Source organism: Pseudomonas sp. B21-040, assembly GCF_024748695.1.
GTDB lineage: Bacteria > Pseudomonadota > Gammaproteobacteria > Pseudomonadales > Pseudomonadaceae > Aquipseudomonas.
Genome location: NZ_CP087176.1, coordinates 6471389 through 6492755, shown reverse-complemented (window position 1 = coordinate 6492755; position 21367 = coordinate 6471389). Strand labels below are relative to the sequence as shown.

Annotated in this window: 20 protein-coding genes; 12 read left to right on the top strand and 8 right to left on the bottom strand. The window is 59.9% G+C overall.

The genetic code is table 11. From position 1 onward, the window contains the following. Positions 1–93 precede the first annotated feature (93 nt). Positions 94–1683, bottom strand: coding sequence for an ABC transporter substrate-binding protein (locus tag LOY55_RS29815; protein WP_109785740.1), 1590 nt, complete (start codon positions 1681–1683; stop codon positions 94–96). Between the two features lie 446 nt (positions 1684–2129). Here LOY55_RS29815 and rpmB point away from each other — a divergent pair, with 446 nt between their 5' ends. Both rpmB and rpmG read left to right on the top strand, forming a co-directional pair. Beyond that, positions 2130–2363, top strand: coding sequence for a 50S ribosomal protein L28 (rpmB, locus tag LOY55_RS29810; protein WP_007894701.1), 234 nt, complete (start codon positions 2130–2132; stop codon positions 2361–2363). An 11-nt stretch (positions 2364–2374) separates the two neighbouring features. After that, positions 2375–2530 (top strand): 50S ribosomal protein L33, encoded by a 156-nt coding sequence (gene rpmG / locus LOY55_RS29805; RefSeq protein ID WP_007894709.1) that lies wholly within the window; start codon positions 2375–2377, stop codon positions 2528–2530. A gap of 187 nt (positions 2531–2717) precedes the next feature. Here rpmG and LOY55_RS29800 read toward each other — a convergent pair whose 3' ends face one another. Then, positions 2718–3080, bottom strand: a complete 363-nt coding sequence (locus tag LOY55_RS29800) for a cupin domain-containing protein (RefSeq protein ID WP_109785739.1) — start codon at positions 3078–3080, stop codon at positions 2718–2720. 226 nt (positions 3081–3306) lie between these two features. Between LOY55_RS29800 and LOY55_RS29795 the strand changes: the two genes are divergently transcribed. Together LOY55_RS29795 and LOY55_RS29790 are read left to right on the top strand one after the other, a co-directional pair. Continuing rightward, positions 3307–4800: an aldehyde dehydrogenase gene (locus tag LOY55_RS29795; RefSeq protein WP_223523038.1), complete on the top strand. Its 1494-nt coding sequence runs from the start codon at positions 3307–3309 to the stop codon at positions 4798–4800. A 179-nt stretch (positions 4801–4979) separates the two neighbouring features. Then, the gene (locus LOY55_RS29790) at positions 4980–6125 is read left to right on the top strand and encodes an MFS transporter (protein ID WP_258667276.1); all 1146 of its coding nucleotides are present in this window, start codon (positions 4980–4982) and stop codon (positions 6123–6125) included. A gap of 25 nt (positions 6126–6150) precedes the next feature. Here the strand turns inward: LOY55_RS29790 and LOY55_RS29785 are convergent, their stop codons facing one another. Further along, a complete protein-coding gene (locus LOY55_RS29785; RefSeq protein ID WP_258667274.1) occupies positions 6151–7725 on the bottom strand; it encodes a phospholipase D family protein in 1575 nt (524 codons plus the stop codon). Positions 7726–7785: 60 nt separating this feature from the next. Continuing rightward, entirely contained in the window at positions 7786–9219 is a 1434-nt protein-coding gene (locus tag LOY55_RS29780; protein WP_109785735.1) for a PLP-dependent aminotransferase family protein, read from the bottom strand. A 179-nt stretch (positions 9220–9398) separates the two neighbouring features. Here LOY55_RS29780 and LOY55_RS29775 point away from each other — a divergent pair, with 179 nt between their 5' ends. After that, on the top strand, positions 9399–9644 hold the full coding sequence (locus tag LOY55_RS29775; RefSeq protein WP_223523036.1) for a DUF1127 domain-containing protein: 246 nt from the start codon (positions 9399–9401) through the stop codon (positions 9642–9644). 127 nt (positions 9645–9771) lie between these two features. On the opposite strand, the gene LOY55_RS29770 is transcribed toward LOY55_RS29775, so the two are convergent. Then, positions 9772–11085, bottom strand: coding sequence for an FAD-binding oxidoreductase (locus tag LOY55_RS29770; RefSeq protein ID WP_223523034.1), 1314 nt, complete (start codon positions 11083–11085; stop codon positions 9772–9774). Positions 11086–11232: 147 nt separating this feature from the next. On the opposite strand from LOY55_RS29770, the gene LOY55_RS29765 reads away from it, so the two are divergent. Then, positions 11233–11586 (top strand): YkgJ family cysteine cluster protein, encoded by a 354-nt coding sequence (locus LOY55_RS29765; protein WP_007947437.1) that lies wholly within the window; start codon positions 11233–11235, stop codon positions 11584–11586. A gap of 178 nt (positions 11587–11764) precedes the next feature. Here LOY55_RS29765 and LOY55_RS29760 read toward each other — a convergent pair whose 3' ends face one another. Then, the gene (locus LOY55_RS29760; RefSeq protein WP_003177284.1) at positions 11765–12253 is read right to left on the bottom strand and encodes an Lrp/AsnC ligand binding domain-containing protein; all 489 of its coding nucleotides are present in this window, start codon (positions 12251–12253) and stop codon (positions 11765–11767) included. A gap of 157 nt (positions 12254–12410) precedes the next feature. Here LOY55_RS29760 and dadA point away from each other — a divergent pair, with 157 nt between their 5' ends. From dadA to LOY55_RS29730, 6 genes are all read left to right on the top strand, one after another. Then, on the top strand, positions 12411–13715 hold the full coding sequence (gene dadA, locus LOY55_RS29755; protein WP_109785770.1) for a D-amino acid dehydrogenase: 1305 nt from the start codon (positions 12411–12413) through the stop codon (positions 13713–13715). Further along, positions 13687–14040 carry a RidA family protein gene (locus LOY55_RS29750; protein WP_109785731.1) on the top strand — a complete coding sequence of 118 codons (354 nt, stop codon included), beginning with the start codon at positions 13687–13689 and terminating at the stop codon, positions 14038–14040. Before dadA ends, LOY55_RS29750 begins: the two co-directional genes overlap by 29 nt. A 113-nt stretch (positions 14041–14153) precedes the next feature. After that, the gene (gene alr, locus LOY55_RS29745; RefSeq protein WP_109785730.1) at positions 14154–15227 is read left to right on the top strand and encodes an alanine racemase; all 1074 of its coding nucleotides are present in this window, start codon (positions 14154–14156) and stop codon (positions 15225–15227) included. 128 nt (positions 15228–15355) lie between these two features. After that, positions 15356–15904: a cupin domain-containing protein gene (locus LOY55_RS29740; RefSeq protein ID WP_007947433.1), complete on the top strand. Its 549-nt coding sequence runs from the start codon at positions 15356–15358 to the stop codon at positions 15902–15904. A gap of 183 nt (positions 15905–16087) precedes the next feature. Continuing rightward, the gene (locus tag LOY55_RS29735) at positions 16088–16504 is read left to right on the top strand and encodes a cytochrome c5 family protein (RefSeq protein ID WP_033053381.1); all 417 of its coding nucleotides are present in this window, start codon (positions 16088–16090) and stop codon (positions 16502–16504) included. Between the two features lie 134 nt (positions 16505–16638). Continuing rightward, positions 16639–18561 (top strand): acetyl-CoA hydrolase/transferase C-terminal domain-containing protein, encoded by a 1923-nt coding sequence (locus LOY55_RS29730; RefSeq protein ID WP_109785729.1) that lies wholly within the window; start codon positions 16639–16641, stop codon positions 18559–18561. A 128-nt stretch (positions 18562–18689) separates the two neighbouring features. Here LOY55_RS29730 and LOY55_RS29725 read toward each other — a convergent pair whose 3' ends face one another. Continuing rightward, positions 18690–19262, bottom strand: a complete 573-nt coding sequence (locus LOY55_RS29725; RefSeq protein ID WP_027926370.1) for a xanthine phosphoribosyltransferase — start codon at positions 19260–19262, stop codon at positions 18690–18692. 85 nt (positions 19263–19347) lie between these two features. Continuing rightward, positions 19348–21357, bottom strand: coding sequence for a DNA helicase Rep (rep, locus tag LOY55_RS29720; RefSeq protein WP_046030650.1), 2010 nt, complete (start codon positions 21355–21357; stop codon positions 19348–19350). Between the last annotated feature and the right edge of the window lie 10 nt (positions 21358–21367).

The following is a 21367-nucleotide window of genomic DNA, read 5'->3' as shown; positions in this document are numbered from 1 at the left end:
TTGCCCGCGATGACGTCGGCAAATTCAACATGGTTGTCGCCTGAAAGTCCGCTATCGCGGGCAAGCCCGCTCCCACAGGTTTTGTGTTGTCGCTTATGGTTTGAGGACTACCTTCGAATAATCCTGGCGGCCAAACGGACTAACGGAGTAACCCTCGACATCCTTACGCGTCAGCGCAAACGCCGTCGGGTGTGCCAGCGGCAACCACAGCGCCTGTTGCTGAATCTGAGCCTGCGCCTGTTCGTAGAGCTTGGTGCGCACGCCTTGCTCGCCGGTGGTCTTGCCGGCGCTGATCAGCTTGTCCAGATCCTGATTGCAGTACCGTGCGAAGTTGGTCCCGGACTTGACCGCCGCGCAGGAAAACTGCGGCGTAAGGAAGTTATCCGGGTCGCCGTTGTCGCCAGCCCAGCCCATGAACAGCAGGTCGTGCTCGCCGGCCTTGGCGCGGCGGATCAGTTCGCCCCATTCGATCACGCGGATTTCGGCCTGAATGCCGATTTCCGCCAGATCGGATTGCAGCAATTGCGCGCCGAGGCTGGGATTGGGGTTCAGCAAGCTGCCGGAAGGACGGGTCCAGATGGTGGTCTGGAAGCCGTCCTTGAGCCCGGCCTTGGCCATCAACGCCTTGGCCTTTGCAACGTCGTGCGGGTAACCCGGCAGGCCTTTGGCGTAGCTCCAGGTGTTCGGCGGGTAGGGGCCGTTGGCGGGCTCGGCGGTGTCCTCGAACACGGCTTTGATGTAGTTGGCCTTATCGAAGGCGAGGTTGATCGCCTGGCGCACTTCCGGCTTGTCCAGCGGTGGATGCTGGCTGTTGATGCCAACGAACGCGGTCATGAAGGCGTCAGTCTTTTCGACTTTAAGCGTCGGCTCTTTCAGCGCGGCCTGTACGTCCAGAGGTTTGGGTGACAGGGCGATCTGGCATTCGTTGCGCCGCAATTTCTGCAGGCGCACGTTGGCGTCCGGGGTGATTGCGAAGACCAGAGGGTCCACCGAAGGCTTGCCGCGGAAGTAATCCGGGTTGGCCTTGTAGCGAATCGAGGCGTCTTTCTGGAAACGCGTGAACACGAATGGGCCGGTGCCGATGGGCTGGCTGTTGAGCTTCTCGGCAGCGCCAGCCTTCATTAGCTTGTCGGCATACTCGGCGGAATAGATCGAGGCGAACCCCATGCTCAATGTGGCGAGGAACGTCGAATCCGGGTGGTCGAGGGTGAATCGTACGGTGAGCGGGTCCAGCGCGTCGATTTTCTTGATCAGTGCCGGCAACTGCATCGATTGCGCGTGGGGGAAGCCACTCTGGGCCACTTGGTGCCAAGGGTTGGCCGGGTCGAGCATGCGCTCGAAGCTGAAGATTACGTCTTCAGCGGTCAGTTCGCGCGTCGGGCTGAAGTATTCAGTAGTGTGGAATTTTACGTCCGGACGCAGTTTGAACACGTACGTCAGGCCGTCGGGTGTGACTTCCCAGCTGTCCGCCAAGCTGTGGACCACTTTGCCGCTGGCCGTGTCGAAGTCCACCAGGCGGTTCATCAGCACGTCGGCCGAGGCGTTGGTGGTGGTCAGCGAGTTGTATTGCACCACGTCGAACCCTTCGGGGCTGGCCTCGGTGCAGACGCTAAGCGCCGCGGCATGGGCCAGTGGGCTCAGCAGGAGAGGGGCGAGCAACAACGGTAGGGCAGCGAGGCGCATGGTCGGATTCCTTTACAGATCGAAGGCCCATCTGCAAGTGCAGTCTGGAAAAGGCTTACCCTAGTGGGCTCTTTTGCAAATGACTATCCCCTTTTTCATTTTAAGGGGAGTATGTGCGATTGATTTCAGTGCGCACCGGCTGAGAAAAATCCTGAATGGGCGGTTTGACCGATTCTCTGCGACGAGCGGTCTTTAGCCACGATAGCCTTTATCCAAGGCGCTCGTGGCCCGAAAAACGGGGTTTTTATCAGGTCTGTGCACACGGAATGTTGTTGCTCTTCAGTCTTTCTGGTATAAAGCAGCGCTCTTTTCTAGGGGCCCGGTTCCTTCACTGTAGGTGTAGCCGGTAAGACCTCTAAAGAAACGCGGCGCCTGGCGCCAAATGACTGAGAGATTAAGCGGCCAACCCATGCCGGGTTGGGCATGTGGTTTTAGAGGGCTGAGGCATGTCGAGAGTATGTCAAGTTACCGGTAAGGGTCCGGTGACTGGGAATAACATTTCCCACGCAAACAACAAAACCCGTCGTCGTTTCCTGCCGAACCTGCAGCATCACCGCTTCTGGGTTGAAGAAGAGAAACGTTTCGTGCGTCTGCGCGTATCTGCCAAAGGCATGCGTATCATCGACAAGCGTGGCATCACTGTCGTGCTGGCCGAAATCCGCAAAGCCGGCAAGATCTAAGGGAGCTAATCATGCGTGAATTGATTCGTTTGATTTCGAGCGCCGGTACTGGTCACTTCTACACTACCGACAAGAACAAGCGTACTACCCCGGACAAAATCGAGATCAAGAAATTTGATCCGGTTGTTCGCAAGCACGTGATCTACAAAGAAGGCAAAATCAAGTAATTGATTTTTCTCTCTTACGAAAAAGGCCCGTATCGCGAGATACGGGCCTTTTTTGTGTCCTGAGTTTTGTGGGGCCTGTCAGGGCCTCATCGCGGGCAAGCCATGCTCCTACAGAAATCTGTGTCGATTACAAAACCTGTGGGACCGAGCCTGCTCGCGAAAGCGTCGGCCCAGACAATCTAAATCCTCAAGCTTTCTGTTCAAACGCCACATAAATCTTGCGGCACGGCTCCAGCACTTCCCAAGTGCCGCGGAACCCGGCAGGAATCACGAAGCGGTCACCCGCGCGCAGGGTTTTGCTGTTGCCATCGTTGTCGCGCAGCACCGAAACCCCTTGAACGATTTCGCAGTACTCGTGTTCGGTGAAGTTCACCGTCCATTGCCCGACGTCGCCTTCCCAAACGCCAGCATTCAACTGCCCGCACGGGCTGTTGTAATGGTTGTATACCGCTTGTTCCGGGTCGCCCTTGAGGATTTTCACCGGGTCCGGTCGATAGCGCTCGGGCGCTGTCGTGGCTTGGCTGAAGTCGACGACATCCTGGATATTCATTGTTGTAATTTCCCGTGATTGCCTGAAAAGCCCAAAGTCTATGTTTATTAAAATGAACATCGCAAGGCCGTTTGACGGCCTTATGTCAAATATATTGAAACTTCACCTGCCGCTGGTTTAGGGTGGGGGTTGCCTTGGGCCGAAAAGCAGGCTGGCCGGGCAGAATTCCTGACAGCGCCCGCGAAGACCGCGCAGCGTTCGTATTCAATAAGAGGAGGACACTCGAATGACCACCCTGACTCGTGCCGATTGGGAACAACGGGCTCGCGATCTGAAGATCGAAGGCCGCGCTTACATCAATGGTGAATACACCGACGCCGTCTCCAGCGAGACCTTCGAGTGCATCAGCCCGGTCGATGGCCGTCTGCTGGGCAAGATTGCCAGCTGTGACGCCGCCGACGCCCAGCGCGCGGTTGAAAACGCCCGCGCCACCTTCAATTCCGGTGTCTGGTCGCGCCTGGCGCCGGCCAAACGCAAAGCCACCATGATCCGTTTCGCCGGCCTGTTGAAGCAGAATGCTGAAGAGCTGGCGCTGCTTGAAACCCTGGACATGGGCAAGCCGATCAGCGATTCCCTGTACATCGACGTTCCCGGCGCGGCGCAAGCCCTGAGCTGGAGCGGCGAAGCCATCGACAAGATTTACGACGAAGTCGCCGCCACCCCGCACGATCAACTCGGTCTGGTGACGCGCGAGCCGGTTGGCGTTGTCGGCGCCATCGTGCCGTGGAACTTCCCGCTGATGATGGCGTGCTGGAAACTCGGCCCGGCGCTGTCGACCGGTAACTCGGTGATCCTAAAACCGTCGGAAAAATCGCCGCTGACCGCCATTCGTATCGCTGCGCTGGCCGTTGAAGCCGGTATCCCGAAAGGCGTGCTGAACGTGCTGCCAGGTTACGGTCACACCGTCGGCAAGGCCCTGGCCCTGCACAACGATGTCGACACACTGGTGTTCACCGGTTCGACCAAAATCGCCAAGCAACTGCTGATCTACTCGGGCGAGTCGAATATGAAGCGCGTCTGGCTCGAAGCCGGCGGCAAGAGCCCGAACATCGTGTTCGCCGATGCACCAAACCTGCAGGAAGCGGCCGAAGCCGCTGCCGGCGCCATCGCCTTCAACCAGGGTGAAGTCTGCACCGCCGGTTCGCGCCTGCTGGTGGAGCGTTCGATCAAGGATAAATTCCTGCCACTGGTGATCGAGGCCCTGAAAACCTGGAAGCCAGGCAACCCGCTGGACCCGGCGACCAACGTCGGCGCGCTGGTCGATACCCAGCAGATGAACACTGTGCTGTCCTACATTGAGTCGGGTCATGCCGACGGCGCCAAACTGGTGGCCGGTGGCAAGCGCACGCTCCAGGAAACCGGTGGCACTTACGTTGAGCCAACGATTTTCGACGGTGTGAGCAACGCGATGAAAATCGCCCAGGAAGAAATCTTTGGCCCGGTGTTGTCGGTCATTGCTTTCGACACTGCCGAAGAAGCCGTTGCGATTGCCAACGACACGCCATACGGCCTCGCCGCTGCGGTGTGGACCAAGGACATCTCCAAGGCTCACCTGACCGCCCGCGCACTGCGCGCCGGTAGTGTTTGGGTCAACCAGTACGACGGCGGCGACATGACCGCTCCGTTCGGTGGCTTCAAGCAGTCGGGTAACGGCCGCGACAAGTCGCTGCACGCGTTCGACAAGTACACCGAGCTGAAGGCGACCTGGATCAAGTTGTAATCAGTAGCGGGCCCCGAGACCGGGGCCCGGCACAACGAAGATCCCCTGTGGGAGCGAGCTTGCTCGCGATAGCGGTCTGACAGTCGACGTCATTGTTGAATGTGAAACCGTTATCGCGAGCAAGCTCGCTCCCACAGTGTTTTGTGTTGTACATGAAAATATCCACAGGAGCGTGGAACATGCGTTGGGCGACTTATTTCGCCGTGTTGGCGTCTGTCTTGAGTGTCGGCCTGGCCTTGGGCGTCAGCATGCCGCTGGTGTCGTTTCGCCTGGAAAGCTGGGGCTACGACTCATTCGCCATCGGCGTGATGGCGGCGATGCCGGCCATTGGCGTGTTGCTGGGGGCGAAAGTCTCCAGTCATCTGGCCGCGCGTCTGGGCACGGCCAATCTGATGCGTCTGTGCCTGTGGGCCGGGGCGTTGTCCATCGGCTTGCTCGCGCTGTTGCCGAGCTATTCGATCTGGCTGGTGTTGCGGCTGATGATCGGAGTCATTCTGACGCTGGTCTTTATTCTCGGTGAAAGCTGGATCAACCAACTCGTGGTGGAAGAGTGGCGCGGGCGGCTGGTTGCGCTGTATGGCTGCAGCTATGCCCTGAGCCAGCTTGCCGGGCCTGTGCTGCTGGGTGTTCTGGGCACTGAACACGATTACGGATTCTGGGTCGGTGTTGGCTTGCTGACGGCGGCACCGTTCCTGTTGTTGGGTCGCAGCGGCGCGCCCAGCAGCGAAGCGAGTGGCGTGACGTTCGGCGACTTGTGGGTTTTCTGTCGTGGCCTGCCGGCGATTGCCTGGGCGGTGTCGTTGTTCGCCGCGTTCGAGGCGATGATCCTGACGTTGTTGCCGGTGTACTGCCTGCGTCAAGGTTTCACCACGGAGATTGCCCTGGCGATGGTCAGTACCGTGGTGGTCGGTGATGCGTTGTTGCAGCTGCCGATTGGTGCGCTGGCGGATCGATTGTCCCGACGCACGCTGTTCACGGGCTGCGCCGTGGTCTTGCTGTTGTCGAGCCTGGCGATTCCATTGCTGATCGACACGCTGCTGATCTGGCCGTTGTGGGTGTTGTTCGGCGCCAGTGCGGGCGGCTTGTTCACCTTGTCACTGATCCTGATCGGCGAGCGTTATCGCGACGATGCGCTGGTGCGCGCCAATGCCCATATCGCGCAGCTGTGGGGGATCGGTTGCCTGGTCGGGCCATTGGCGGCGGGTGCCGGCAGCCAGTGGATCAGTGGGCATGCGTTGCCGTTGCTGATGGCGGCCGGGGCATTCGGCTTGGTGATTCTGCTGATGCGCCAGGGTGCGTTTGGCACGGTTGCCGAACCTGCCTGACTCCTACAGAGATTTTTATCGCCCGCTAGAGCATCCGCTCCAGGCCGACGGTGGTGCTCATCCATGCGTTGAGCCGCCGCCACCAGCTCCCCGGTTCTTTGGTCAGGGTGTGCAACTGGCCGTCATCTTCGGTGACCCAGACCACCCGGTCATCCTCCAGTTTCGCCTCATAGCTCAACGGTGGCGCCATGCCCTGCATTGCCAAATCGCGCACATGGGTGGCCAGCTCGGGACTGTCCACCAACACGCCGACTTCGGTGTTCCACAGCACTGAGCGCGGATCGAAATTGAACGAGCCGACGAAGGACTTCTGTTGGTCGAAGACAATGGCCTTGCTGTGCAGGCTGGAGTCGGAGCCCGAGTAAGTCGGGCGTCCGAAAAAGTGTGGCCCACTGCCGCTGCCTCCGCCCGCACCCGGCTGGCGGCGCAGCTCGAACAACTTCACGCCGTGTTCCAGTAATGCCTTGCGATAGGGCGCATACCCGCCATGCACGGCCGGCACGTCCGTGGCTTCCAGTGAGTTGGTCAGCAAGCTCACGGACACACCGGCATCGGCGCGACCGGTCAGGTACACCAGGCCTGGCTGGCCGGGCACGAAGTAAGCCGAGAGCATGACCAGCTCTTTGCTGACGCCCTTCATTTCAGGTGCCAGTTGTGTCGTCAGCAATAGTTGCGGATCTGGCTCTCCATCGGCCAACACCTTGCTCGGTGCGTCCCATAACGCCTGATTCCAGGCCCAGATCAGTTCTCGGCGCCAGATGTCCAGGCGCGGGTGCGTCTTGAAGGTCATCAATTGCTGATACAGCGCATGGTTCTGCTTGCGCGATTCATCCAGCGACTCCTCCAGGCGGGTCCGGGTGTTTTGCAGGTCCTTGGCCGTCGGTTTGCTGGACAGGAATTGCTCGATCGGCTTGCTCAGCGCGCTGTTCCAGTACTGATCGAAACTGTGTCCCAGCTGTTCGGCCACCGGGCCGACGCTGAGCATGTCGATGTCGGTGAAATTCATGTTGGGCTCGGCGTCGAAGTACTCGTCGCCCAGATTGCGCCCACCCACGATCGCCATGCTGTTGTCCGCCAGCCACAGTTTGTTGTGCATGCGCCGATGTTGCAGCGACAGGTTGAACAGGCGGCCCACGGTTCGCGTCACGCCGGAGCTGCGCCCCAAATGCAACGGGTTGAACACGCGGATCTGGATTTTCGGGTGCGCCGCGAGGGTCGCGATGATTTGATCCTGGCCGTCGCTGGTGGTGTCATCGAGCAGAATGCGCACCCGCACGCCACGGTCGGCAGCCTTGAGCAGTTCTTCTACCAGCATCCGCGTGCTGATGCCGTCATGCACGATGTAGTACTGCAAATCGAGGCTGCTTTGTGCGTTGCGGATCAGTTCGGCGCGGGCGGTGAAGGCCTCGGTGCTGTCGGACAGCAGGCGGAAGCCCGAGCGACCCTGATAAGGCGCGGCCTGCGCCTGGACCGAGCGACCGAACGCCGAGTCGCTGGCCGGCAGCGCCTGGCTCGGATGGCGCTGAACGTCAACGCTGGCGCAGCCGCTGAGGAACGAGGCGAATAGCAGAAGAGCGAGCAGGGACTGTCTGACTCTCACGTAGGATCGTTCCGATTGGCGGCAGGTGTCGGCATATGGACGCTGGGTTTCCGAGAAAAGTCAGTCAGAGATGCTGTCAGTTTCCGCTAACAGTGTGATCGCCAGGGCGCCGACCTTGCGCACCGCTTCTTCGATCTGCGGTGTTGGCTTGGCAGCGTAGTTCATGCGCAGACAGTTGCGGTACTTGCCCGACGCGGAAAAGATGCTGCCGACGGCAATCTGTACGCCTTGATCATGCAGGGCGCGATTCAGTTTCAGGGTGTCGAAGCTTTCCGGCAGCTCAACCCACAGCATGAAGCTGCCTTGTGGGCGACTGGCGCGGGTGCCGGCCGGGAAGTAGCGCGTGACCCAGTCGATCATCACGTCGCGATTGCGCTGGTATTGCGTGCGCATCCGCCGCAAATGCGGTTCGAAGTGCCCCGCCTTGAGAAACTCGGCAATCGCAATCTGCGGTTGTGGCGCGGTGGAGCCAGTGCTGATGTATTTCATGTGCAGCACCCGTTCCAGGTAACGGCCGGGGGCTACCCAACCGATGCGCAATCCGGGGGCCAGGGTTTTGGAAAACGAACTGCACAGCAGGACGCGACCGTCCTCGTCGAAGGATTTGATCGTGCGTGGCCGAGGGTAGGTGTAGGCCAGTTCGCCATACACATCGTCCTCGATAATCGCCACATCGAAACGCTGTGCCAGCGTCAACAACGCACGTTTGCGCGACTCCGGCATGATGTAGCCCAGTGGGTTGTTGCAGTTGGGGGTCAACTGTATGACTTTGATCGGCCACTGTTCCAGGGCCAGTTCCAGCGCATCGAGGCTGATGCCGGTGAGTGGGTCGGTGGGAATCTCCAGGGCTTTCATGCCCAGCCCCTTCAGGGTCTGCATGGCGCCGTGAAAGCTCGGCGAGTCCACCGCCACAATGTCCCCCGGCTCGCAGATGGCCCGAATGCTGGTGGAGAGCGCTTCATGGCAGCCTGTCGTGACCACCAGATCGCTGGCGCTCAACTGGCAACCGGAGTCGAGCATCAGGCGTGCAATCTGTTCGCGCAGTTCGAGGGTGCCGTGAATGTTGTCGTAATACAGACCGGGCATGTCTTGTCGGCGGCTGATACGCGCGAGGTTGCGCAGCAGCGGTTTCATGGTCGGGGTGGTGATGTCCGGCATGCCGCGACCCAGTTGCACCACATCTTTGCGTGGCACCGCGCGGATCAGCTCCAGCACCTGGTCCCATTGCGAAATATCCACCGGTCGCTGGGCCGGGCGCCCGATGGCCGGCAGCTCCGGCAGTTCACGACCCACCGGCACGAAGTAGCCCGACTTGGGTTTCGGCGTCGCCAGGCCACTGTCTTCCAGGACGCGATAGGCCTGCTGCACGGTGCTCAGGCTGACGCCATGTTCGACACTCAACGCCCGCACCGAGGGCAGCCGGTCACCGGGGCGATAGAAGCCCTGTTCGATACGCGTGCCGAGCAATTCGGCGAGGTTGACGTAAAGGGTCATGGTGCAGTCTCGGTGTGAGTGATTCGGTTAACCAATACAGATCGGGCAAAAAACTGGGATTCAGACGCTGAAACGTAAAATCTGTATGGAATTAATACTTGTGTGTTGAATCTGTAATGCTTTTCGTCGTCCACGCATCATGAAAGCTCTGGCTACCCAAGTAAACAGGAGCAATCAAAATGAACGGCTTGAGCGATGTGCGGCTGACGTTACACAGTCAGGAACTGGCGAGAGGGCAGGAAAGCGGTACGCGTGAGGCGCTGATGCGCAATGCGCCGTCCGGCCTGAGTCGCTGGGGTCTGTTCTGGCATCGTCTGCACACGCGCAAGGCGTTGCTGGCGCTGACGCCGGAGCAGCTCAGGGATGTGGGGCTGTCTCCGGAGCAGGCGCGGGAGGAGGGGCTCAAGCCTTTCTGGCGGATCTGATCTGTGGTGTTCTTTCGGGCCTCATCGCGGGCAAGCCCGGCTCCTACAGTTTTGTGTCGTGCGCAGATTAACTAATGTAGGAGCCGGGCTTGCCCGCGATGGCGTCTGTGCTGGCACCGAAGATCCCTCAGACCAACTCTTTAAGCCGATGCCAAAGCATCCCCAACGCCAACAACGGTGAACGCAAATGTTTGCCGCCAGGGAAGGTGATGTGCGGCACCTTGGCAAACAGATCGAACCCGCCGCTGTGCTGGCCACTGATCGCCTCGGCCAGCAACTGGCCGGCCAGATGCGTGGCATTTACCCCATGACCGGAATAGGCCTGGGCGTAATACACGTTGGGCTGGTCTTTAAGTCGGCCGATCTGCGGCAGCCGGTTGGCGCCGATGCCGATCATCCCGCCCCATTGATAGTCGATTTTCACCGCGCCCAGTTGCGGGAAGACGTCCAGCATCTTCGGTCGCATGTACGCCGCGATGTCTTTCGGATCACGGCCTGAATAGTGACAGGCGCCCCCAAACAGCAGGCGCCGGTCTGCCGAGAGGCGATAGTAATCGAGCGCCACCCGCTGATCGCAGACCGCCATGTTCTGCGGCAGCAGGGCGTGCGCCTGTTCTTTGCTCAAGGGTTCGGTGGCAATGATGTAGCTGCCGGCCGGCAGGACCTTGCCGCTGAGTTCAGGGTTGAGTTGGTTGAGGTAGGCGTTGCAGCCCAGTACCAGAGTCTTGGCGCGGACCGAGCCCTGGGCCGTGTGGACTTTGATTTCGGGGCCGTAATCGATGCGGGAGACCGCCGACTGTTCAAACAACAGCGCCCCCAATTGCTGGGCGGCGGCCGCTTCGCCCAGTGCCAGGTTCAGTGGGTGCAAATGCCCCGAGCCCATATCGATCAGGCCGCCAACGTAACGGTCGGAGCCCACCACCGTGTGCATTTCATTGGCTTGCAGCAGGCGGGTTTCATAACGGTAACCGAGGCCGCGCAGCTCTTCGGCGTCTTCGGCGAAGCCTTCGAGGTCGCGTGGCTTGTTGGCCAGGTCGCAGTAACCCCAGGTCAGGTCGCAAGGGATCTGAAAGCGTTCGACACGCTGGCGGACGATTTCCACCGCCTCAAGGCCCATGAGTTTCATCTGACGCACGCCGTCCGCACCGATCACGTTGGCGAACTGGTCCAGGCCATGGCCGACACCGCGAATCAACTGCCCGCCATTGCGTCCGCTGGCACCCCAGCCAATCTTGTGGGCTTCAAGCAGGATGACACTCAAGCCACGCTCCGCCAGTTCAAGCGCCGTGTTCAGCCCGGAAAACCCGCCGCCGACCACGCACACATCCGCTACCAGGTCACCGCTGAGCGCCGGATAGTCAGGCTGCGGCAGGCTGCTGGCGGCGTAATAAGAGGCGGTGTGCTGGTGGCCTGGGGCGGATTGCTGAGCACCGGCATTCATGGGCGTATTCCCGATTCTGGCGTTTGGAAAATTTGACGGAGCATAAGCCGGACCTTCGGATGCGGGCAACATTGGTCGGCTGCTGCTGTATGGATCGGCGCCTTTGCTTCAGAATCGCGCTCTATTTCGCTTTTGGTCACCGCTTCAATGAGCTGCAACAGTCAGAAAATACGCACGCTGCGCCAGCAGATTCCGTCGTTCGAGTGTGTGCCCGGCTGCCATGACTGCTGTGGGCCGGTGACGACCTCGCCGGAAGAAATGTCCCGCCTGCCGCGCAAGACCCGCGCCGAGCAGGATGCGGCGATGGATGAACTCAATTGCGTTCACCTGGGGCCCAACGGCTGCACGGTCTATGACGAGCGACCGCTGATCTGCCGGTTGTTCGGCACCACCAAGACGCTGCCATGCCCGAATGGGCGCGGGCCGGTGGAGTTGATTCATCCGCGGGTGGAGAAGCAGATTCATGAGTACATGGCGTCTACCCGGCAGGTGTTGGTCTAGTAGACCGAGTCGCCTGCATTCGCGAGCAAGCCCGCTCCCACATTCGATCGCATTCTTTGATCGTTCCCACGCTCTGCGTGGGAATGCCTCTTCGGACGCTCTGCGTTCGGCTTTGGATGGGACGCAGAGCATCCCGGGCTGCATTCCCACGCGGAGCATGGGAACGATCAGTGGAGGGTCAATCCGGAATCGGCAAACTCAAGCTCTCTTTCACCTCTTCCATCACGATGTAGCTCTTGGATTCGCGAACATGCGGCAACTTGAGCAGGATATCGCCCAGCAGTTTGCGGTACGAGGCCATCTCGGAAATCCGCGCCTTCACCAGATAGTCGAAATCCCCTGACACCAGGTGGCATTCCAGTACATGGGGCAATTTCAGCACTGCACGTCGGAACTCTTCGAAAGTATCACCGGATTTGTAGTCGAGACTGATCTCGACGAACACCAGGAGACTACCCTTCAGGTGTTGCGGATTGAGCCGGGCGTTGTAGCCCATGATGATCCCTTCGCGCTCCAGACGCCGGACCCGCTCCGTACAGGGCGTGGTCGAGAGCCCGACCTTTTCCCCCAGCTCCGTGAAGGAGATACGTCCGTCCGCTTGCAGGATCCGCAAGATGTTGCGATCGATCTTGTCCAGCTCCCGTTTGGTCTGGGTGTTGGTACGCATAGGGGATGCGCCTCCGTGAAAAGGGTTTTTGCCGAGAATTGTCGCCAAATATAGCCGCTTATATAGTGAAAATCACTGGCAAATCTTTTTTACACTGCGCGCATCACTGTTTGAATACAACACACGTCAGCGGTTAGCCGCGATGAGGGATATGAAAATGCGCGTTATGGTCTTGGGTAGCGGCGTCATCGGTACCGCCAGTGCTTATTATCTGGCTCGGGCCGGGTTTGAAGTGGTGGTGGTGGACCGTCAGCCGGCCGCTGCCATGGAGACCAGTTTCGCCAACGCCGGCCAGGTTTCGCCGGGTTATGCCTCGCCGTGGGCGGCGCCGGGTGTGCCGCTCAAAGCCATCAAATGGCTGTTGCAGCGCCACGCACCGCTGGCGATCAAGGCCACTGCCGATATCGATCAGTACCTGTGGATGGCGCAGATGCTGCGCAACTGCACCGCCAGCCGTTACGCGGTGAACAAGGAGCGCATGGTCCGCCTGTCCGAGTACAGCCGTGACTGCCTCGACGAACTCCGCGCTGAAACCGGCATTGCCTATGAAGGCCGTAGCCTGGGCACGACGCAACTGTTCCGCACCCAAGCTCAACTGGATGGCGCCGCCAAAGACATCGCGGTGCTGAAAGAGTCCGGCGTACCGTTCGAACTGCTCGACCGCGCCGGCATTGCCCGCGTTGAGCCGGCGCTGGCCAGCGTCACCGACATCCTCGCCGGCGCCCTGCGCCTGCCGAACGACCAGACCGGCGACTGCCAGATCTTCACCACCCGCTTGGCCGAAATGGCGGTGAAACTGGGTGTGGAATTCCGCTTCGGCCAGGACATTCAGAAGCTCGACTACGCCGGTGATCGCATCAACGGCGTGTGGATCGACGGCAAGTTGGAAACCGCTGACCGCTACGTGCTGGCGCTCGGCAGCTACTCGCCGCAATTGCTCAAGCCGCTGGGGATCAAGGCGCCGGTGTACCCGCTCAAGGGTTACTCGCTGACCGTGCCGATCACCAACCCGGCCATGGCCCCGACCTCGACCATTCTCGACGAGACCTACAAGGTCGCGATCACCCGTTTCGACAACCGCATCCGCGTCGGCGGCATGGCGGAGATTGCCGGTTTTGACCTGTCGCTGAACCCGCGTCGGCGCGAAACCCTGGAGATGATCGTCAACGACCTTTATCCTCAGGGCGGCGATCTGGCCCAGGCCAGTTTCTGGACCGGCCTGCGTCCGACCACCCCGGACGGCACGCCGATCGTTGGCGCGACACCGTTCAAGAACCTGTTCCTGAACACCGGTCACGGCACACTCGGCTGGACCATGGCTTGTGGCTCCGGTCGCTTGCTGGCTGACCTGATGGCGAAAAGAACGCCGCAGATCAGCGCCGAAGGCCTCGATATTTCCCGTTATGGCAATAAGACCCAGGAGTCCGCAAAGCATGTCAGTCCAGCGCCAGCTCACCAATGAGCGCATGAGTCAGATCGTCAGCCACAACGGCACCGTGTATCTGGCCGGGCAAGTCGGCGATGACTTGAGCGCCGGGATTGAACAGCAGACCCGTGAGACCCTTGCCAACATCGAGCGTTTGCTCGATCTGGCCGGTACTGACAAGAACCACCTGTTGTCGGTCACGATTTACCTGAAAGACATTGATGCACACTTCGAAGGCATGAACGCGGTATGGGACCAGTGGCTGCCAAAAGGCGTCGCACCCGCGCGTGCCACGGTTGAATCGAAACTGTGTGAACCGGAGATCCTGGTTGAGCTGTCGGTTGTAGCCGCTCTGCCATAATTGATCTGAAACCAGTAGCTCAGAAAGATCCCTCTCCCGGTGCTGTTGGCGGTTGATGCTGTCAGCCAGCGCCGGTTTTTCTTCCCCAATGACCCGACCAGAAGTCTGCCGCCATGCGTCCTGCCCGTGCCCTGATCGACCTTCAAGCCCTGCGTCACAACTACCGAATCGCCCGTGAAATCACCGGGGCCAAGGCCCTCGCGGTGATCAAGGCCGATGCCTACGGCCATGGCGCAGTGCGTTGCGCCCAGGCGCTGGAAGTCGAGGCAGACGGTTTTGCCGTGGCCTGCATCGAGGAAGCGCTGGAGCTGCGTTCCGCGGGCATTCGTGCGCCGGTCCTGCTGCTGGAAGGGTTCTTCGAAGCTGACGAGTTGTCGCTGATTGTCGAGCATGATTTCTGGTGTGTGGTGCATTCGCTCTGGCAGCTTGAAGCCATCGAGAAAGCTTCGCTGAGCAAGCCGATCACCGTCTGGCTGAAGCTGGATTCGGGCATGCATCGGGTGGGCTTGCATCCAAAGGATTATCAGGCGGCCTATCAACGGCTGCTGGCCAGCGGCAAGGTGGCAAAGGTTGTATTGATGAGCCACTTCGCCCGGGCCGATGAACTGCACGAGCAGTCCAGCGCCGAGCAGGTCGCGGTATTTGAAGCCGCGCGCCAGGGTTTGTCGGCAGAGATCAGCCTGCGCAATTCGCCGGCGGTGCTGGGTTGGCCGCAGATTCCGAGCGATTGGGTGCGTCCGGGCATCATGCTGTATGGCGCGACGCCATTTGAAGAAGCCAACGCAGTCGCCTCACGCCTGCAACCGGTGATGACGCTGGAATCGAAAGTGATCAGTGTGCGTGAACTGCCGGCCGGTGAACCGATTGGTTACGGTGCGAAATTCATTACACCCAAGCCGATGCGTGTGGGGGTGGTGGCCATGGGGTATGCCGACGGCTATCCGCGTCAGGCGCCCACCGGTACGCCGGTGCTGGTGGCCGGGCAGCGCAGCCAGTTGATCGGCCGCGTGTCGATGGACATGCTCTGCATCGACCTGACCGATGTACCGCAAGCCGGTCTCGGTTCGACCGTCGAGTTGTGGGGTAAAAACATCCTCGCCAGCGACGTGGCGGCGGCCGCGGACACGATTCCTTATCAGATCTTCTGCAACCTGCGCCGGGTGCCACTGCTCTATTCCGAGGGCTGACACCCAGCGGTCCACACCGGAAGTCGCCTCGTCCCACAGGATTCAGGTCCAAGTGTTGTAAATACTGAACGCTGTCGCCATGATAACGCTCAATATTCCTACAACCTGAATCCCTGGAGGCGCAAGCATTGGACGTCGGTGAACGACTGCAATCCATCCGTAAGCTCAAAGGCCTTTCGCAGCGTGAGCTCGCCAAGCGCGCGGGTGTCACCAACAGCACGATTTCGATGATCGAGAAGAACAGCGTCAGCCCCTCGATCAGTTCGCTGCGCAAAGTACTGGGCGGGATTCCCATGTCCATGGTCGAGTTCTTTTCTGAAGAAATCCTGCAGGAAAAACCGACGCAGATCGTCTACAAAGCCAACGAACTGATCGATATTTCCGATGGCGCAGTGACCATGAAACTGGTCGGCCGTGCTCATCCGAGCCGGGCCATCGCCTTTCTGAATGAAATCTACCCGCCAGGCGCCGATACCGGTGACGAGATGCTCACCCATGAGGGCGAGGAGACCGGCATTTTGGTGGAGGGTCGGCTGGAACTGGTGGTCGGGCTTGAAACTTTTGTGCTCGAAGCCGGCGATAGCTACTACTTTGAGAGTACCAAGCCGCATCGTTTCCGTAATCCGTTCGATGCGCCGGCGCGACTAATCAGCGCAGCGACACCGGCGAATTTCTAAGTAAAGAAGGCGCCCTGCCAGTCAGGCCGAGGCACCCAGGCAGTTTTTCCGCTGCAGCATAAGACCCCTTCGACTTTGGGGTTGTTTCAGTGTGGCGGGCTTACCGCTATACTTGCGCCCGCCTGCGAACCGTGGCCGTAGGCGTGACTAGCCACCATTGAGGGTGAACGCGTGAATCTAATTATGAAAATGCTGGCTGTACCAGCAACCGTATTGGCCCTTTGGGCTGTCAGCGCTCAAGCTGCGACGAACGACGATATTGCCAAACGCCTTGAGCCAGTCGGCCAGGTTTGCGTTCAGGGCAAAGAGTGCAAGGGGATGGAAGTTGCTGCCTCTGCTGGCGGTGGTGGCGGTGCCAAAACCCCTGACGAGGTGATTGCAAAACATTGCAACGCTTGCCACGGCACTGGCCTGTTGGGCGCACCGAAAATCGGTGACGCCGCAGCGTGGGGCGAGCGTGCCAAGAAGGAAGGCGGTGTTGACGGCCTGCTCGCAAAGGCGATCTCCGGCCTCAATGCAATGCCGCCAAAAGGCACCTGCGCCGATTGCGCGGACGCCGAGCTCAAAGGCGCCATCCAGAAGATGTCCGGCCTGAAATAAGCCCACATCTTCAGCAAAAAAACCGCTTTCGAGCGGTTTTTTTGTGCCTGCGATTTGTGCCTGAGACTGTTCATTGCAGCAAAGACCCGGCAAGCTCGGTCCAACCCGAATCACGGAATGTAAGGGAGGATCAGATGGTTCAGCTGTGTTCAATCGAACAGGCCGTGGATGATGTGTTGGCACGGTTGCCGGCGCACATTCACATGGGCTTGCCCCTTGGCCTGGGTAAACCCAACCACTTCGTCAACGCGCTGTACCAGCGCATTGCGCAACTGCCGCAGCGGCGACTGACGATCTACACCGCGCTGTGCCTGGGCCGTCCGGCATTGGGCGATGGTTTGCAGAAGCGCTTCCTCGAACCCTTCATCGAACAGGTATTCGGCGACTATCCGGAGCTGGATTTTCTGCAGGGTCTGCACAAAGACAACCTGCCGCCGAACATCCACATCCAGCAGTTCTTCATGCAGCCCGGCAGCCTGCTGCACAGCGCGTCAGCCCAGCAGGACTACGTCAGCAGCAACTACAGCCACGCCGCACGGGACATCAACGCTGCCGGTTTGAACCTGGTCGCGCAATTGGTGGCGAGCCACAGCGATCATCCCGATCGCCTGAGCCTGAGTTGCAACCCGGACATCACCCTCGACCTGTTGCCCATGATTGCCAAACGCCGGGCGGCGGGGGAGACGATCCTGCTGGTGGGCCAGGTGCACAACGACTTGCCCTATATGCCAGGCGACGCGGAGGTGGGCATCGACACCTTTGATCTGCTGATCGACAAGAAAGACAGCACCACGCTGTTTTCCACGCCGAACATGCCGGTGGGCTTTCAGGATCACTTCATCGGCCTGCACGCCAGCACTCTGGTGCGCGACGGCGGCACGCTGCAGATCGGTATCGGCGCCATGGGCGATGCGCTGACGGCGGCGTTGCTGGCGCGTCAGGCCGACAATGACGGTTACAAGGCTTTGCTGGCAGACGTGAATCTGAGCCAGTGGGCGCAGTTGATCGAGCGCGAAGGCGGCCTCGAACCTTTCGCCAGAGGCCTGTACGGTTGCAGCGAAATGTTCGTCAACGGCTTGCTGGTGCTCGCGGATGCCGGGATTGTGCGGCGCAAGGTCTATCCCGACGTCCTCACCCAGCAGCAGGCGAATGCCGGCACTCTGGACGAGGCCGCGCAAACCGACGGCATTTCGATTCACGGCGGGTTTTTCCTGGGATCACGCAGTTTCTATGAGCGCTTGCGGGAATTGCCGCAGAGCAAGCGCGTTGAATTCAACATGACCCGCATCAGCTACATCAATGAGCTTTACGGTCAGGAAGAACTCAAGCGCCTGCAGCGCCTGGATGCGCGCTTCATCAACACGGTGTTCACCATGACCCTGCTCGGCGCCGGTGTGGCCGATCAGTTGCAAGACGGGCGAGTGCTCAGCGGTGTGGGCGGGCAGTACAACTTCGTCGCCCAGGGGCATGCACTGGAAGGCGCACGTTCGGTGCTGTTGCTGCGCAGTTGGCGTGAGGCGGGCGGTGAGGTCAGTTCGAACATCGTCTGGGAGTACGGCCACTGCACGATCCCCCGGCACCTGCGCGACATCGTGGTCACCGAGTACGGTATCGCCGACTTGCGCGGCAAGACGGATGCGGCCGTGATCGAGTCCTTGCTGAATATCAGCGACTCACGGTTCCAGTCGGGGCTGATCGAGCAGGCGCAGAGCGTTGGCAAGTTGCCCAAGGACTTCCGTCTCGACCCACGTTTCGCCGATAACAGTCCGCAGCGATTACAGACGATTCAGGGGCGGCATCCGAACCTGTTTCCGGAGTATCCGCTGGGCAGTGATTTCACCGCGGTGGAGCGCGACGTGTTGCGGGCCCTGAACTGGCTGAAGAGCAAATTCAAGCTGACGGAGATTCTGGAATTGGGCAGGGCGGCACTGGATGCGCCAGAGGCTTCGGCGTTTCCAGAGCATCTTGAACGGATGCAACTGACCCACCCGGATGGGCTGAAGGAAGACCTGTTTCAGCGATTGCTGCTGGCCGGTCTGAAAGCCACCGCGCAATAACAACCACCACAAAACCCTGTAGGAGCCGAGCTTGCTCGCGATGAGGCCATAACATTCAACATCAATGTCGAATGTCCGGCCGCCATCGCGAGCAAGCTCGGCTCCTACAGGTTTTGCAGTGTTGCGGCTTACTCGATGAAGGTCACAACACCACCGGCCAGCGACTGCACGCGGGCCAGCGATTCAACGCGATAACCCTGCGCATCCAGTTCCGCACGGCCACCCTGGAACGACTTCTCGATCACGATGCCCAAACCGGCCACGGTCGCGCCCGCCTGTTTGATGATCGAGATCAGTGCCTGCGATGCCTTACCGTTGGCCAAAAAGTCATCGATGATCAGCACGCGGTCGCTGCTGGTCAGGTGGCGCGGGGAAATCGCCACGGTGCTTTCGGTCTTCTTGGTGAACGAGTAAACGGTCGCCGACAGCAGGTTTTCAGTCAGGGTCAGGGACTGCTGCTTGCGGGCGAAGATCACCGGCACGCCGAGGTTCAAACCGGTCATGATCGCCGGGGCGATGCCCGAGGCTTCGATGGTGACGATCTTGGTGATGCCCGAGTCCTTGAACAGTGCGGCGAATTCGTCGCCGATCAGCTTCATCAGGGCCGGGTCGATCTGGTGGTTCAAAAAGGCGTCTACCTTCAGGACCTGATCGGAAAGCACGATGCCTTGTTCGCGAATTTTCTGGTGCAGTGCTTCCATGAAGCGTTCCTCTACTGGCGCCATGTGCGCCGAGCTTGTCAAAAAGTGTTCGGTTAAAAATGCTTTGATTAAAAAGTGCTCAATTCTAGCGCTTTAACATCGCGCGTATATCCGCCAATGCGGTATTTCCGCGAACGGCTTTGACTTCAACCGGTGTGTCGTCGTTGCCTTCCCACGCCAGATCGTCCGGCGGCAGCTCATCAAGGAAGCGGCTCGGCGCGCAGTCGATGATTTCGCCGTACTGCTTGCGCTTGGCGGCGAAGGTAAAGGCCAGGGTCTGGCGCGCGCGGGTAATCCCGACGTAGGCCAGGCGGCGTTCTTCTTCGATGGTGTCGGCTTCGATGCTGGAGCGGTGCGGGAGGATTTCCTCTTCCATGCCCATGATGAACACGTAAGGGAATTCCAGGCCTTTGGACGCGTGCAAGGTCATCATTTGCACACCTTCGGCGCCGTCTTCCTCTTCCTGCTGGCGTTCGAGCATGTCGCGCAGGACGAGTTTGCCGATGGCGTCTTCGACGGTCATCTCGCCTTCTTCGTCTTTCTCCAGGGTGTTTTTCAACGCCTCGATCAGGAACCAGACGTTGCCCATGCGGTAATCGGCGGCCTTGTCACTGGAGCTGTTGGTGCGTAGCCAGTTCTCGTAGTCGATGTCCATGACCATGCTGCGCAATGCCGAGATCGGGTCTTCGCCGGCGCACTGCTCGCGCACCTTGTCCATGAAGCGCTTGAAGCGCGACAGGCGATCGGTGAAGCGCGTGTCCAGATGCTCACCCAGACCGATCTCATCGGTGGCGGCGTACATCGAGATTTTGCGTTCGGTGGCGTAGTTGCCGAGCTTTTCCAGGGTGGTCGAACCGATCTCCCGGCGTGGGACGTTGATCACCCGCAGGAAGGCGTTGTCGTCGTCCGGGTTCACGATCAGGCGGAAGTAGGCCATCAGGTCTTTCACTTCCTGACGCCCGAAAAAGCTGTTGCCGCCGGAGAGGCGATACGGAATCTGGTGGTGTTGCAGCTTCAGCTCGATCAGCTTGGCCTGGTAGTTGCCGCGATACAGGATCGCGAAATCGCTGTACGGGCGGTCTGTGCGCAAATGCAGCGTCAGCAGTTCCACCGCCACGCGCTCGGCTTCGGCGTCTTCGTTGCGGCAGCGGATCACGCGGATTTCGTCGCCGTGGCCCATCTCGCTCCACAGCTGTTTTTCGAACTCGTGCGGATTGTTCGAGATCAGCACGTTGGCGCAACGCAGGATGCGGCTGGTGGAGCGGTAGTTTTGCTCCAGCATCACCACTTTCAGGGACGGATAGTCGTCCTTGAGCAGCATCAGGTTTTCCGGACGGGCGCCGCGCCAAGCGTAAATCGACTGGTCGTCGTCGCCGACCACGGTGAACTGGTTGCGCGTGCCGATCAGCAATTTCACCAGCAAATACTGGCTGGCGTTGGTGTCCTGGTATTCGTCGACCAGCAGGTAGCGGACTTTGTTCTGCCACTTTTCGAGGATGTCGGCGTGTTCCTGGAACAGCTTTACCGGCAGCAGGATCAGGTCGTCGAAGTCCACCGCGTTGAACGCCTTGAGCGTGCGCTGATAGTGGGTGTAGACGATGGCGGCGGTCTGCTCCTTGGGGTTGCGCGCGTTTTCCAGGGCTTCGGCGGGCAGGATCAGGTCGTTTTTCCACGAGCCGATCATGTTCTTGATCTCGTCGACGCCGTCGTCGCCCGCGTATTCCTTCTGCATGATGTCGGTCATCAAGGCTTTGACGTCAGTTTCGTCAAAGATCGAGAAGCCCGGTTTGTAACCCAGGCGCACGTGTTCCTTGCGGATGATGTTCAGGCCCAGATTGTGGAAGGTGCACACGGTCAGGCCACGGCCTTCGCCACCCTTGAGCAATGTGCCGACCCGTTCCTTCATCTCGCGCGCGGCCTTGTTGGTAAAGGTCATGGCGACGATGTACTGGGCGCGGATGCCGCAGTTCTGGATCAGGTGCGCAATTTTGCGGGTGATCACGCTGGTCTTGCCGGAGCCTGCACCGGCGAGCACCAAAAGAGGGCCGCCGACGTAGCTCACGGCTTCTTGCTGCCGGGGATTGAGTCGGGACATACAGAATTCA

Excerpts from the sequence above, each read along its gene's own strand:
- LOY55_RS29815 (WP_109785740.1), bottom strand. The coding sequence starts at position 1,683 with ATGCGCCTCGCTGCCCTACCGTTGTTGCTCGCCCCTCTCCTGCTGAGC.
- rpmB (WP_007894701.1), top strand. The coding sequence starts at position 2,130 with ATGTCGAGAGTATGTCAAGTTACCGGTAAGGGTCCGGTGACTGGGAAT.
- rpmG (WP_007894709.1), top strand. The coding sequence starts at position 2,375 with ATGCGTGAATTGATTCGTTTGATTTCGAGCGCCGGTACTGGTCACTTC.
- LOY55_RS29800 (WP_109785739.1), bottom strand. The coding sequence starts at position 3,080 with ATGAATATCCAGGATGTCGTCGACTTCAGCCAAGCCACGACAGCGCCC.
- LOY55_RS29795 (WP_223523038.1), top strand. The coding sequence starts at position 3,307 with ATGACCACCCTGACTCGTGCCGATTGGGAACAACGGGCTCGCGATCTG.
- LOY55_RS29790 (WP_258667276.1), top strand. The coding sequence starts at position 4,980 with ATGCGTTGGGCGACTTATTTCGCCGTGTTGGCGTCTGTCTTGAGTGTC.
- LOY55_RS29780 (WP_109785735.1), bottom strand. The coding sequence starts at position 9,219 with ATGACCCTTTACGTCAACCTCGCCGAATTGCTCGGCACGCGTATCGAA.
- LOY55_RS29775 (WP_223523036.1), top strand. The coding sequence starts at position 9,399 with ATGAACGGCTTGAGCGATGTGCGGCTGACGTTACACAGTCAGGAACTG.
- LOY55_RS29770 (WP_223523034.1), bottom strand. The coding sequence starts at position 11,085 with ATGAATGCCGGTGCTCAGCAATCCGCCCCAGGCCACCAGCACACCGCC.
- LOY55_RS29765 (WP_007947437.1), top strand. The coding sequence starts at position 11,233 with ATGAGCTGCAACAGTCAGAAAATACGCACGCTGCGCCAGCAGATTCCG.
- LOY55_RS29760 (WP_003177284.1), bottom strand. The coding sequence starts at position 12,253 with ATGCGTACCAACACCCAGACCAAACGGGAGCTGGACAAGATCGATCGC.
- dadA (WP_109785770.1), top strand. The coding sequence starts at position 12,411 with ATGCGCGTTATGGTCTTGGGTAGCGGCGTCATCGGTACCGCCAGTGCT.
- LOY55_RS29750 (WP_109785731.1), top strand. The coding sequence starts at position 13,687 with ATGTCAGTCCAGCGCCAGCTCACCAATGAGCGCATGAGTCAGATCGTC.
- alr (WP_109785730.1), top strand. The coding sequence starts at position 14,154 with ATGCGTCCTGCCCGTGCCCTGATCGACCTTCAAGCCCTGCGTCACAAC.
- LOY55_RS29735 (WP_033053381.1), top strand. The coding sequence starts at position 16,088 with ATGAAAATGCTGGCTGTACCAGCAACCGTATTGGCCCTTTGGGCTGTC.
- LOY55_RS29730 (WP_109785729.1), top strand. The coding sequence starts at position 16,639 with ATGGTTCAGCTGTGTTCAATCGAACAGGCCGTGGATGATGTGTTGGCA.
- LOY55_RS29725 (WP_027926370.1), bottom strand. The coding sequence starts at position 19,262 with ATGGAAGCACTGCACCAGAAAATTCGCGAACAAGGCATCGTGCTTTCC.
- rep (WP_046030650.1), bottom strand. The coding sequence starts at position 21,357 with ATGTCCCGACTCAATCCCCGGCAGCAAGAAGCCGTGAGCTACGTCGGC.